The sequence below is a fragment of the Pseudomonas sp. B21-059 genome (assembly GCF_026016285.1).
In the GTDB taxonomy this organism is placed as follows: domain Bacteria; phylum Pseudomonadota; class Gammaproteobacteria; order Pseudomonadales; family Pseudomonadaceae; genus Aquipseudomonas; species Aquipseudomonas danubii.
The window spans coordinates 4028732-4040841 of sequence record NZ_CP087201.1 but is presented as its reverse complement, the minus strand read 5'-3'; the positions used below and the strand labels follow the sequence as shown (position 1 = coordinate 4040841).

The 12110-nt window shown below is 66.5% G+C and carries 8 protein-coding genes; 5 read left to right on the top strand and 3 right to left on the bottom strand.

Translation table 11 applies throughout. The features are described from left to right. Positions 1-28: 28 nt before the first annotated feature. From LOY69_RS17845 to LOY69_RS17825, 5 genes are all read left to right on the top strand, one after another. Positions 29-706 carry a DUF1028 domain-containing protein gene (locus tag LOY69_RS17845; protein WP_102880184.1) on the top strand — a complete coding sequence of 226 codons (678 nt, stop codon included), beginning with the start codon at positions 29-31 and terminating at the stop codon, positions 704-706. Continuing rightward, positions 699-1862, top strand: coding sequence for an acetylornithine deacetylase (gene argE / locus LOY69_RS17840; protein ID WP_102880185.1), 1164 nt, complete (start codon positions 699-701; stop codon positions 1860-1862). Before LOY69_RS17845 ends, argE begins: the two co-directional genes overlap by 8 nt. Positions 1863-2083: 221 nt before the next feature. Continuing rightward, positions 2084-3574, top strand: a complete 1491-nt coding sequence (locus LOY69_RS17835; RefSeq protein ID WP_265073331.1) for an aldehyde dehydrogenase — start codon at positions 2084-2086, stop codon at positions 3572-3574. 108 nt (positions 3575-3682) lie between these two features. Further along, a complete protein-coding gene (locus LOY69_RS17830; RefSeq protein WP_265073330.1) occupies positions 3683-5131 on the top strand; it encodes an APC family permease in 1449 nt (482 codons plus the stop codon). 2 nt (positions 5132-5133) lie between these two features. Then, positions 5134-6546, top strand: coding sequence for an aspartate aminotransferase family protein (locus LOY69_RS17825; protein WP_102863080.1), 1413 nt, complete (start codon positions 5134-5136; stop codon positions 6544-6546). Positions 6547-6701: 155 nt separating this feature from the next. Here LOY69_RS17825 and LOY69_RS17820 read toward each other — a convergent pair whose 3' ends face one another. The 3 genes from LOY69_RS17820 to LOY69_RS17810 all read right to left on the bottom strand — a co-directional run bounded on the left by LOY69_RS17820 (position 6702) and on the right by LOY69_RS17810 (position 12083). After that, positions 6702-10880, bottom strand: coding sequence for a putative Ig domain-containing protein (locus LOY69_RS17820; protein ID WP_265073329.1), 4179 nt, complete (start codon positions 10878-10880; stop codon positions 6702-6704). Positions 10881-10998: 118 nt separating this feature from the next. Beyond that, positions 10999-11535, bottom strand: a complete 537-nt coding sequence (locus LOY69_RS17815) for a GNAT family N-acetyltransferase (protein ID WP_102880190.1) — start codon at positions 11533-11535, stop codon at positions 10999-11001. Next, entirely contained in the window at positions 11532-12083 is a 552-nt protein-coding gene (locus LOY69_RS17810; RefSeq protein ID WP_102880191.1) for a phage tail protein, read from the bottom strand. Before LOY69_RS17810 ends, LOY69_RS17815 begins: the two co-directional genes overlap by 4 nt. Positions 12084-12110: the final 27 nt, after the last annotated feature.

Here is a 12110-nt window from a genome sequence, read left to right as displayed (position 1 = left end):
TGCAGGCCCAGTGGGCCAAGGAGTTGCCATGACTTTTTCCATCGTTGGCCGCTGTGCCGAAACCGGCCAGTTGGGCATCGCCATCAGTTCGTCGAGCATCGCCGTCGGCGCTCGTTGCCCCTGGGTGCGAGCGGGAGTGGGGGCGGTGGCCACCCAGAACGTGACCCTGCCGGCCCTGGGGCCGCAGATTCTCGACCTGCTGGAGAACCACAAGCTCGATCCCGGCACGGCCCTGGACAAGGCCCTGGGCAGCAACGGCTGGAGCCAGTACCGCCAGGTGACGGTGATCGACGGCCAGGGGCGCACGGCGCTGTTCAGTGGCCAGCAAGCCCTGGGCCTGCACAACGCGGTGGCGGGCGAACAATGCGTGGCCGCCGGCAACCTGCTGGCGGGCACAGGAGTGATCGAGGCCATGGTCGAGGCGTTCGAACAGACGCCGGGCATTCTCGTCGAGCGCCTGCTGGCGGCCATGCACGCGGCGATGGCTGCCGGGGGCGAGGCGGGGCCGGTGCACTCGGCGGCGCTGAGCGTGGTAGACGACCTGACCTGGCCCATCGTCGACCTGCGGGTGGACTGGGCCGATGAAGACCCCATCGGTCAGTTGGCCGGTCTCTGGCAGGCTTATCGGCCGCAGATGCAGGACTACCTGACCCGGGCACTGGACCCCACGGCGGCGCCCAGCTACGGAGTGCCGGGCAATGAGTGAGCATTCGAGCCGCGAGCTGCTGGCGCGGCTGGTGGGTTTTGCCACGGTCAGCCGCGACTCCAACCTGGAGCTGATCGGTTTTATCCGCGACTACCTGATGAGTCATGGGGTGGACAGCGAGCTGATCTACAACCCGCAGCGCACCAAGGCCAATCTGTTTGCCAGCATCGGCCCCAGCGATCGCAGCGGTGTGGTGCTGTCCGGGCACACCGACGTGGTGCCGGTGGATGGCCAGGCCTGGAGCGTCGAGCCGTTTGTCTTGAGCGAGCGGGAAGGGCGCCTGTACGGCCGTGGCACCGCTGACATGAAGGGCTTTATCGCCTCGGTGCTGGCGGCGGTGCCGGGCTTGGTCCGGCGAGAGCTGCGCATACCGATCCACCTGGCCTTTTCCTACGACGAGGAGGTGGGCTGCCTGGGCGTGCGGCCGATGCTCGAACGATTGCAGCAGCGCCCGCACAAGCCATTGCTGTGCCTGATCGGCGAGCCCACCGAACTGCGCCCGGTGCTGGGCCACAAGGGCAAGCTGGCCATGCGTTGCCAGGTGCGTGGCGCGGCCTGTCATTCGGCCTATGCGCCCTACGGGGTCAACGCCATCGAGTACGCGGCGCGGCTGATCGGCAAGCTGGGGGAGATCGGCGGCCAACTGGCCCGTCCCGAACACCACGACCCGCGCTTCGATCCGCCGTTCTCCACGGTGCAGACCGGCACCATCAAGGGCGGCCGGGCGCTGAACATCGTGCCGGCGGACTGCGAGTTCGATTTCGAGGTGCGCACCCTGCCGGAGTTCGATGCCCAGGCGGTGGTGGATGAACTGCAGCGTTATGCCCAAGACCAATTGCTGCCGCAGATGCAGGCGGTACAGGCCGACACCGGGATCGCCCTGCAACCCTTGAGCGCCTACCCCGGGCTGGCCACCGCCGCCGACAGCGAGGCCGCCGAACTGCTGGCACTGCTCAGTGGTTCGCGGGCGTTCGGCACTGTGGCGTTCGGCACCGAGGGCGGGCTGTTTCATCAGGCCGGTATCCCTACGGTGGTCTGTGGCCCGGGCAGCATGGACCAGGGGCACAAGCCGGACGAGTTCATCAGCCTTGAGCAGTTGCACGCCTGCGACGCCATGCTGCGGCGCCTGGGGGATTGGCTGGAGCGTCCGACCTGAGCTTGCCCAGCGGTTGACGGGCTCCGTTTCACGCCCCAGGCCATCTCCCGGATGGCCTGGGCGTTGGCGTTTGTGCGGCCCGGCCCAGGGCCTTGGCTACAGAGCTTTTTCATGGTGCCGGAGCATATTTTTAGTATTTTTCCTCTCGCTCGCGGTGACGCACCATCCTCCCTACCTACCTAACAACCAGGCCGTTACAACGGTCGACGAGGGAGTGCAGCGTGTTCGATCTCGGTTACTGGCAGCAGCGAGCTGCCCGGCAAACATTCATTGACCAGGCGCTGATCGGCGGCCAACGGTTGTCCGCCCAGTCCGGCGCCACGTTCGATGCCATCAACCCCGCCACCAATCAACGCTTGGCCCGGGTCAGCGCCTGTGGCGCCGCCGAGGTGGACCTGGCGGTGGCCGCCGCGCGCCGGGCCTTCGACCATGGGCCCTGGGCGCGCATGGCCCCGGTGGAACGCAAGAAGGTACTGCTGCGTCTGGCCGAGTTGATGCTCGCCCACCGCGAGGAGCTGGCCCTGCTGGAATCCCTGAACATGGGCAAGCCGGTGATGGATGCCTGGAACATTGACGTGCCCGGCGCCGCCAACGTCTTCGCCTGGTACGCCGAAAGCGTCGACAAGCTCTACGATCAGGTGGCCCCCGGCGCCCGCACCAGCCACGCCAGCATCAGCCGTGAAGCCTTGGGGGTGATCGGCGCCGTGGTGCCCTGGAACTTCCCCCTGGACATGGCGGCCTGGAAGCTGGCACCGGCCCTGGCGGTGGGCAACTCGGTGGTGCTCAAGCCCGCCGAGCAGTCGCCGTTCTCGGCCCTGCGCCTGGCCGAATTGGCCCTCGAGGCCGGGTTGCCGGAAGGGGTGCTCAACGTGGTGCCGGGCCTGGGCGTCGAGGCCGGTCGCGCCCTGGGCCTGCACCCGGATGTGGATTGCCTGGTGTTCACCGGCTCCACCGAAGTGGGCAAGTATTTCATGCAGTATTCGGCCCAATCCAACCTCAAGCAGGTCTGGCTGGAATGTGGCGGCAAGAGCCCGAACCTGGTGTTCGCCGACTGCCAGGACCTGGACCTGGCCGCGGAAAAAGCCGCCTTTGGCATCTTCTTCAACCAGGGCGAGGTGTGTTCGGCCAACTCGCGGCTGCTGGTGGAACGTAGCATTCATGACCAGTTCGTCGAACGCCTGCAAGCCAAGGCTCGGGACTGGCGGCCGGGCAATCCCCTGGACCCGGCCAGCCGTGCCGGGGCCATGGTCGATGCCCGTCAGACCGCCAGCGTCATGGGCTATATCAAGGGCGCCCGGGAGCAGGGCGCCGAGCTGGCGTGCGGCGGCCGGCAACTGATCATCGATGGCAGCGACAACTACATCGAACCGACCATTTTCACTGGCGTGGATCGCCAGATGACCCTGTTCCGCGAAGAGCTGTTTGGCCCAGTGCTGGCGGTGACCGCCTTTGACCACGAGGAACAGGCTGTAGCGTTGGCCAACGACAGCGTCTATGGCCTGGCGGCGTCGCTGTGGAGCGATGACCTCAACCGTGCCCACCGGGTGGCCCGGCAACTGCGGGCCGGCACCGTGTCGGTGAACACCGTGGACGCCCTGGACGTCACCGTGCCCTTTGGCGGCGGTCGGCAATCGGGGTTTGGTCGCGACCTGTCGCTGCACGCTTTCGACAAGTACACCCAACTGAAAACCACCTGGTTCCAGTTGCGCTGAGCCATGCCTTGCGACCTGCTCGCCAGGTCCAGTGCCGCGCCGTCAGAGCGCGTCTTTACCTGCCGCTTCGGCGGCAGGCCCACAACAATAAAAATCGGAGTGTGTGCCATGACTGCAAGTGTCTCCATCGGGGCCGCAAGCCCCTTGCAACGCGGCGGTTTGCGCCGGGTCCTGGGCCTGGGTTCGCTGGTCTCGGTGGCCGTCGGCCTGGTGGTGTCCCAGGGGGTGATGGTGCTGATGCTGCAAGGGGCGGGGATGGCCGGGCTGGGCTTCTTCATGCCCCTGCTGCTGGCCTATCTGATGGCCCTGACCTACGCGCTGTCCTTTTCCGAGCTGGCGTTGATGGTGCCTCGGGCCGGCAGCTTGAGCAGCTACACCGAAGTGGCCATCGGGCACTTCCCGGCGATCCTCGCCACCTTCTCCGGCTACATGGTGGTGGCGATGTTCGCCCTGTCCGCCGAACTGCTGCTCCTGGACCTGATCATCGGCAAGGTCTACCCCGGCGCGCTGCCGCCGATGCTGGTGGCCTATGGCGTGCTGGGCACCTTCACCTTGCTCAATCTGCTGGGCATTGACGTCTTCGCCAAGCTGCAGACGGTCCTGGCGGTGGTGATGGTGGTGATTCTGCTGACCCTGGGCCTGGGCGCCATCGGCAGCGCGCAGGCGGATCTGCAACTGCCGCTGGATCAGGGCTGGAACCCGATGGAAGTGGGGGCGCTGGCGTTGGCCGCGATGGCCATCTGGGGCTTTGTCGGTGCCGAGTTCGTCTGCCCGCTGGTGGAGGAAACCCGCAACCCGGAACGCAATATCCCGCGCTCGATGATCATTGGCCTGAGCATCATTTTCCTGGTGATCACTCTGTATTGCCTCGGCGCACTGCTGTGCATTCCCCGGGAGCAACTGGCGAGCAACCCGCTGCCGCATTTCCTTTTCGCCACCTCGGTGTTCGGTGAGGCCGGCAAGCTGTTCCTGGTGGGCGCGGTGATCACCGCGACCTGCAGCACGGTCAATTCGTCCCTGGCGGCGCTGCCGCGCATGCTCTACGGCATGGCGCAGAACGGCCAGGCCTTTCCCCAGTTCAAGCGCCTGAGTCCGCGCACCCGTACGCCCTGGGTGGCGGTGCTGTTCATTGCCGCCCTCACGGGCCTGCCGATCCTGCTGCTGGGCCAGGACCCGGATTCCATCAGCCTGCTGCTGTTGGCCGCGGCCCTGGCCTGGCTCTTGGCCTACATCATCGTGCACATCGACGTGATCGCCCTGCGGCGTCGCTACCCCGAGGCGCCACGGCCGTTCCGTTCACCCTTCTACCCCTGGCCTCAGGTGCTGGGCATCGTCGGCATGCTGTTTGCGATCTATCACGTCTCACCGTCGCCGCAGATGACCGCGCGGATCTTCGGCAGCGCCGGGGTGGTGCTCGGGGTGATCTCGGTGATCGCCGTGCTCTGGATCAAGCTGGTGATGCGCAAGCCACTGTTTGTTCCCGAGCCGCTGTTGCCCCTCGAACCGGGGCCCGCTGCAACCTCTTCCCTTGAACCCACTTGCTGTGCAGGAGAATGACCATGAGTGCTTCCAACCCTCAGCCAGACAACGCCCCGCAACGCAGTACCCAGGACTACCAGGCCGCCGACGCCGCGCACCATATCCATGCCTTTCTCGACCAGAAGGCGCTGAATGCCGAAGGCCCGCGGGTCATCGTCCGTGGCCAGGGCCTGCACCTGTGGGACAACGACGGCAAGCGCTACCTGGACGGCATGTCCGGCCTGTGGTGCACCAACCTCGGCTACGGCCGCAAGGACCTGGCGGCCGCCGCCAGCGCCCAGCTGGAACAGCTGCCGTACTACAACATGTTCTTCCACACCACCCACCCGGCGGTGGTGGAGCTGTCGGAGTTGCTGTTCAGCCTGCTGCCGGGGCACTACAGCCACGCCATCTACACCAACTCCGGTTCCGAGGCCAACGAGGTGCTGATCCGTAGCGTGCGCCGCTACTGGCAGATCCTCGGCCAGCCACAGAAGAAGGTGATGATCGGCCGCTGGAACGGCTATCACGGCTCGACCCTGGCGGCCACCGCCCTGGGCGGGATGAAGTTCATGCACGACATGGGTGGCTTGATCCCGGACGTGGCGCATATCGACGAGCCTTACTGGTTCGCCCACGAAGGCAACCTGACGCCCGCCGAATTCGGTCTGCGCTGCGCCCGCCAGCTGGAAGAAAAAATCCTCGAACTGGGGGCCGAGAACGTCGCCGGTTTCATCGCCGAGCCGTTCCAGGGCGCGGGCGGCATGATCTTCCCGCCGGACAGCTACTGGCCGGAGATCCAGCGCATCTGTCGCCAGTACGACGTGCTGCTGTGTGCCGACGAAGTGATCGGTGGTTTCGGCCGTACTGGCGAATGGTTCGCCCACCAGCACTTCGGTTTCGAGCCCGATACCCTGTCGATCGCCAAGGGCCTGACCTCGGGCTACATCCCCATGGGCGGCCTGGTGCTGAGCAAACGCATCGCCCAGGTGCTGGTGGAGCAGGGCGGGGTGTTCGCCCATGGCCTGACCTATTCCGGGCACCCGGTGGCGGCCGCCGTGGCCATCGCCAACCTCAAGGCCCTGCGCGATGAAGGCGTGGTGAGCCAGGTCAAGAACGACACCGGTCCCTACCTGCAGCAATGCCTGCGCGAAGTGTTCGGCAAGCATCCGCTGATTGGCGAGATCCAGGGCACCGGGCTGGTGGCGGCCCTGCAGTTCGCCGAGGACAAGGCCACGCGCAAACGCTTTGCCAACGAGAACGACATCGCCTGGCGCTGTCGCACCCTGGGCTTCGAAGAAGGCGTGATCATTCGCTCGACCTTCGGGCGGATGATCATGGCCCCGGCCCTGGTGGCCACCCGCGGTGATATCGATGAGTTGATCGACAAGACCCGGCGCGCGGTGGAGCGCACGACCCAGGAAATCGAGGCCGGGCAACTGCCGACGGCCTGAGGACTGCTGCTGGATCGAGCGCTTGTCGGCGCTGTTAAAACACAACACCCCGCCAGAGTCGGACTCTGGCGGGGTGTTGTTTTGTTGTCGTGGCTCAAGGGGAGCCATTTCCATCTGTGGGGTTTAGCCCTGGGCCACTAATCTGTGGCCAGGGTTCAGAACTTACCGTTGAGACCCAGGCGGAAGGTGTCGTTGCGTTCGTCCGAGCCCAGGGCGGTCTTGTACGAGACGCCCAGTTGCCAGGCGCGTCCTAGGTTGAAGTCCACCCCCATGTCCAGGCTGGCGAAATCGCTGTCCAGGGCATCGGGTTTGAGCCGGTACAGGGTGCCTTCGTCGCCCTGGTCGGTGTAGCGCATCTTGTAGTCACTGCTGTTACTGAAGTTGTGGCCCCAGGCCAGGCCGACCTTGGGCGTGACCACACCGATAGGGGTCATCAGGTCGTAGCCCGAGCGCACGCCGAGGTAGGAGGTGAAGTTCTGCTGGCGCTGCTCGTCGTAGGACAGGCCATAAATGCCGCCGCCACTTTCACGGTAGGCGTCCAGGCGGGTGGTGCTGGCATTCAGGCGGCTGTAAGGGGTCAGCGACAACGGACCCTGGCGGTACTCGTAGCTGGCGGTCAGGGAGGCGAACAACTGGTCGGCATCCCGCGAGCCACGGGCATAGTCATCGGCACTGCCGGTGATGTAGCGGCGTGAGTCGAAGCTGATGCGGTTGTAGCCCAGCAGGCCGTCGACATACACCTGCGGGGCCAGGTTCAGGCTCAGGTAGGTGGCGATGCCGATGGCGTCCGCGTCGCTGCGGGTGTGGTTCTTGCCGATGTCACTGCGGTCGTTGCCGTAGCCGAAACCGATCCCGGCAACGGCCGTGGGCGACAGGCGATAGTCGACCCCGGCGCTCAGGCCCAGGGTGGTAAAGCTGTTGTCCCGGGCGCCCCGTGCGTGGGTCGAGCCGACGTTGACGAAGCCGTCGCTCCAGAACGCCAGGGCATCCTGTTGGCAATTGTCTTTGAGGGCGGCAGCGGCTTCGCGTTTTTCCTGCTCGGTCTGGTTGGCCGAGGCCCCCAGTTGGTCCTGGACGGCCTTGGCGATCTCGCCCAGCGGCACTTCGCGGCCTTCCTTGCGCAGGCTGGCGTTGAACGAATTGCGGTCGCAACTGATCTGGTGCAGTTGCTCCAGACGCCGGTTGAAGTTGTCCATCTGGGTGCTGGCAAAGCGTTCCGCGGCCCGGGTCTGGGCGTTGAGCAGGCCAATCACTTCGGCGTCCTTGGTGGGGTCCGAACGTTCCTGGATGGTGAAGGTGATGGTGCTCGAGGCGCTGGAGCCGCTGCCGTTTTGCAGGCTGAAGCTGACGATCGCGGTGCCGGCGAAAGCGGCCGACGGTACGAAGCGCATCGAGAACGGGCCCATCATCCTCGCCCGGCCGGCCGAGGCCGGGGTGACCGAGCCCAGGACGGCCTGGGTGAATGGACCGCCGGTGGCGCCTTGGGTCAGGTCGACGGTGGCCGACTGGCCCGCAGCGAGGATCTGGCTGGAGGCGGGCACGCTGATTGCCACCGCGGCGATGGTGATCGAGTAGGCCTGGGAGCCGGTAGCGCCGTTGGCATCGGTGGCGGTGATGGTCAGGTTGGCAGTGCCGCTGGTGCTGGGCGTACCGCTGATCAAGCCGCTGGCGGTGTTCAGGCTCAGGCCCGCCGGCAGGCTGCCGCTGCTGATGCTGTAGCTGTAGGGCGCCGTGCCGCCGGAGACGCTAAGAGTCGCGCTGTAGGCACTGCCCGCGGTACCGGCGCCGAGGGAGGCTGGGGTCAGCACCAGGGTCGGCGCGCTGACGGTGATGGTCACCGTGGCCGGGCTGGAAGTGCCACTGGCGTTGGTGGCGGTGTAGGTGAAGCTGTCGGCGCCGGAGAAGCCGGCGGTCGGGGTGTAGGTGATGCTGGTGCCGCTGGCGCTGGCGGTGCCATGGCTGGCCGCACTGGCGACGGCCACGCTGGTGGCGGCGCCACCGCTGAGGTTGAGGGTGATCGGGTTGGCGCTGCTGTTGGCCGCCACCGTGGCGCTGACGGCGCCTGCCACCGGTGCCTGGGCGCCGATGGTGATGGAATAGGCCTGGGAGCCGGTGGCGCTGTTGGCGTCAGTGGCGGTGATGGTCAGGTTGAAGGTGCCGCTGGCGCTCGGCGTACCGCTGATTGCACCGGTGCTGGTGTTCAGGCTCAGGCCGGTCGGCAGGGTGCCGGCGGTGATGGTGTAGCTGTAGGGCGCGGCGCCGCCCGAAGCACTGAGGCTGGCGCTGTAGGCCGTGCCGACGGTGCCGTTGCTCAGGGAGCCGGGGCTCAAGACGATGCTCGGCGCGCTGACGGTGATGGTCACCGTAGCCGGGCTGGAGGTGCCGCTGGCGTTGGTGGCGGTGTAGGTGAAGCTGTCGGAACCGGAGAAACCGGCAGTCGGGGTGTAGGTGATGCTGGTGCCGCTGGCGGTGGCGGTGCCATGGCTGGCCGCGCTGGCCACGGCCACGCTGGTGGCGGCGCCACCGCTGAGGTTGAGGGTGATCGGGTTGGCGCTGCTGTTGGCCGCCACCGTGGCGCTGACGGCGCCTGCCACCGGTGCCTGGGCGCCGATGGTGATGGAATAGGCCTGGGAGCCGGTGGCGCTGTTGGCATCAGTGGCGGTGATGGTCAGGTTGAAGGTGCCGCTGGCGCTCGGCGTGCCGCTGATTGCACCGGTGCTGGTGTTCAGGCTCAGGCCGGTCGGCAGGGTGCCGGCGGTGATGGCGTAGCTGTAGGGCGCGGCGCCGCCCGAAGCACTGAGGCTGGCGCTGTAGGCCGTGCCGACGGTGCCGTTGCTCAGGGAGCCGGGGCTGAGGACGATGCTCGGCGCGCTGACGGTGATGGTCACCGTGGCCGGGCTGGAAGTGCCGCTGGCGTTGGTGGCGGTGTAGGTGAAGCTGTCGGAACCGGAGAAACCGGCGGTCGGGGTGTAGGTGATGCTGGTGCCGCTGGCGCTGGCGGTGCCATGGCTGGCTGCACTGGCCACGGCGACGCTGGTGGCAGCGCCGCCGGTGATGTTCAAAGTGATCGGGTTGGCGCTGCTGTTGGCCGCGACGGTGGCGCTGACGGCGTTGGCAACCGGCGCCAGGCCGTTGATCACCAGACTGTAGGCGCGGGAACCGGTGGCGCTGTTGGCGTCAGTGGCGGTGACGGTCAGGTTGCTGGTGCCACTGGCGCTCGGCGTGCCGCTGATCACGCCTGTGCTGGTGTTCAGGCTCAGGCCGGCCGGCAAGCTGCCGGCGCTGATCGCGTAGGTGTACGGCGCGGTACCGCCGGTGGCGCTCAGGGTCTGGCTGTAGGCTGCGCCCTGGGTACCGTCGGGCAGCGTCGTCGGCGTTATCGCCAGGGTCGGCGGGGTGACGGTGATGGTCACCGTTGCCGGGCTGGAAGTGCCGCTGGTGTTGGTGGCGGTGTAGGTAAAACTGTCGGAACCGGAGAAACCGGCGGTCGGGGTGTAGGTGATGCTGGTGCCGCTGGCGGTGGCGGTGCCATGGCTGGCCGCGCTGGCCACGGCGACGCTGGTGGCCGCGCCGCCGCTGAGGCTCAGGGTGATCGGGTTGGCGCTGCTGTTGGCCGCCACCGTGGCGCTGACCGGGCCGACGGTAGGGGCCGGCACGGCGTAGGTATAGCCATTGGTCAGGGTGGCGCTGCCCCCCGGTGTGGTGACTGCAACGTTGACCGCCCCTGCAGCATGGGCCGGGGTGGTGGCGGTGATGGTGGTGGCGTTGTTGACGATGTAACCGGTGGCGGCTGTCCCGCCAAAGCTCACCGCTGTGGCGCCGGTAAAATTGGTGCCGGTAAGGGTGACGGAGGTGGCGCCTGCGGTGCTGCCGGTGTTCGGGGTGACCGAGGTCAGGGTCGGAGTCGCGGAGCTGGTGACCAGCAGGTTGTAGGTGGCGACCCCGCCATCGTTGTTGCCGTCATTGAGGGTGATGCTGAAGGTGTAGTTACCGGCGGTGGTCGGGGTGCCGTGCAACACCGTGGTCGCGCTGCCGGGGGACGCATCGAGGATCAGGCCCGGTGGCAGGCAGGGGGTCACACCATCGTAGTCAGGATCGTTGGCGTCGCACTCCACCCAGCGGTCCAGGGGCATGGTGCCGCCGACAGAGCTGATGGTGATGCTCATGCTCTGACCCACCGCGATGGTGGGCAAGGTGCTGCCGGAGGCCGGGTTGGTGATCACGGGGGCAACCGCCATGGCCTGGCTGCTCATGCTCAGCATGACCAGCAACAGAAACAGTGAAATCAGCGGGCGTGTCAGCCAGTTACCTGGCGCGGTCAGCGGTGTTCTCATGAGGGCTTCCTGCCTTGCGACCGGTTTGAGGGTCGTGTCCAGCGTAAGTGTTGATAAAGGTCCAGCGGTTACAGCACGGCTACAGCCGGCCCCTTGGGGGGCAGGTATTACTTGATGCTCAGGGACTGTCGATCTCTTCCCGGGCGGCCATCCGCGCGGGACGCTGCATTTGGGTGTACAGGCCACTGTCGGCACCGGCCCGGAAGCCCAGCCGCTCATACAGCCGGCGGGCACGGCTGCCCTGTTCGACGCTCAGGCTGCAGCTCTGACGCTGGGCGTCGGCCTTGGCCAGTACCGTGCGCAGCAACTGGGTGCCGATGCCCCGGCCATGCCAGTCCGGTAGCAGGGCAATATCGACAATGCGCACATCGTCGGCCGCGTACTGCACACACAGGCGCCCGATCGGGCTGCCGGCCTGTTCGACGATCAGAAAGTCCGCGGCGGGAAAGTGTTTTTCATAATGCTGGCGTTGCAGCTCGGCCTGGGAGTGCAGGAAAGCCCGGCGCTGGGCGTCGTTCCAGCCAGGCACTGCACTGACTTCGGCCCAGCGGCGTGAGGCGTACAGCGCCTGGAGAAATCCCAGGTCATGGCTGTTCTGCTTGCGCAGTACAGCCACGTTGCCTGCCGGCAAATGGAGAGCGGTGATGTGAGTCATGAGCTTCTGATCGGGTACTCGCCATCCAGGCAGATGCAGTAGGACAGTGTCTGGAAGGGTTGCATGGTGTTGCGCAAGGCCGTCGACGTTGCGCCGCTACCGGTGTCGCCCACCGTGGTGGCCGCCAGTGTCTGGTTTGTCGCCGTTGGTGCGGTGTTGTTGTACAGGCGGACGTTGCGCGGTTGTGCCAGGTAGGCGGTGTTGTTGGGAATATCCAGAGCGGCCGCCGATTCGCTGCCGTCCTTGGCCAACACCTGATGGGTATGCGGGGCGAAGTTGCTGGCCACCATGGTTATCCGGTCGGCTCCCACGGCCGTGCCAACGGGCCTGTCGGTCAGCCCGGGGCCGGGCCCGGCCCCCATGGCCACGCGCCCGTTGAGATTGGGCAGATTGAAGTTCTGTCCGGGAGTGCCGCCATACAGGTTGCCAATCACCGAATAGAGGGCTGGATTCTGCTGGACGGTGATGAGCGAGCCATCGCAGTACGCCCAGTTTTGCGGGACGAAGTTGTAGGGGAACAGTCTGATTTCACCGGTAAAAGCGTCCATGATCGGTCATTCCAGATTGAGTGAGGG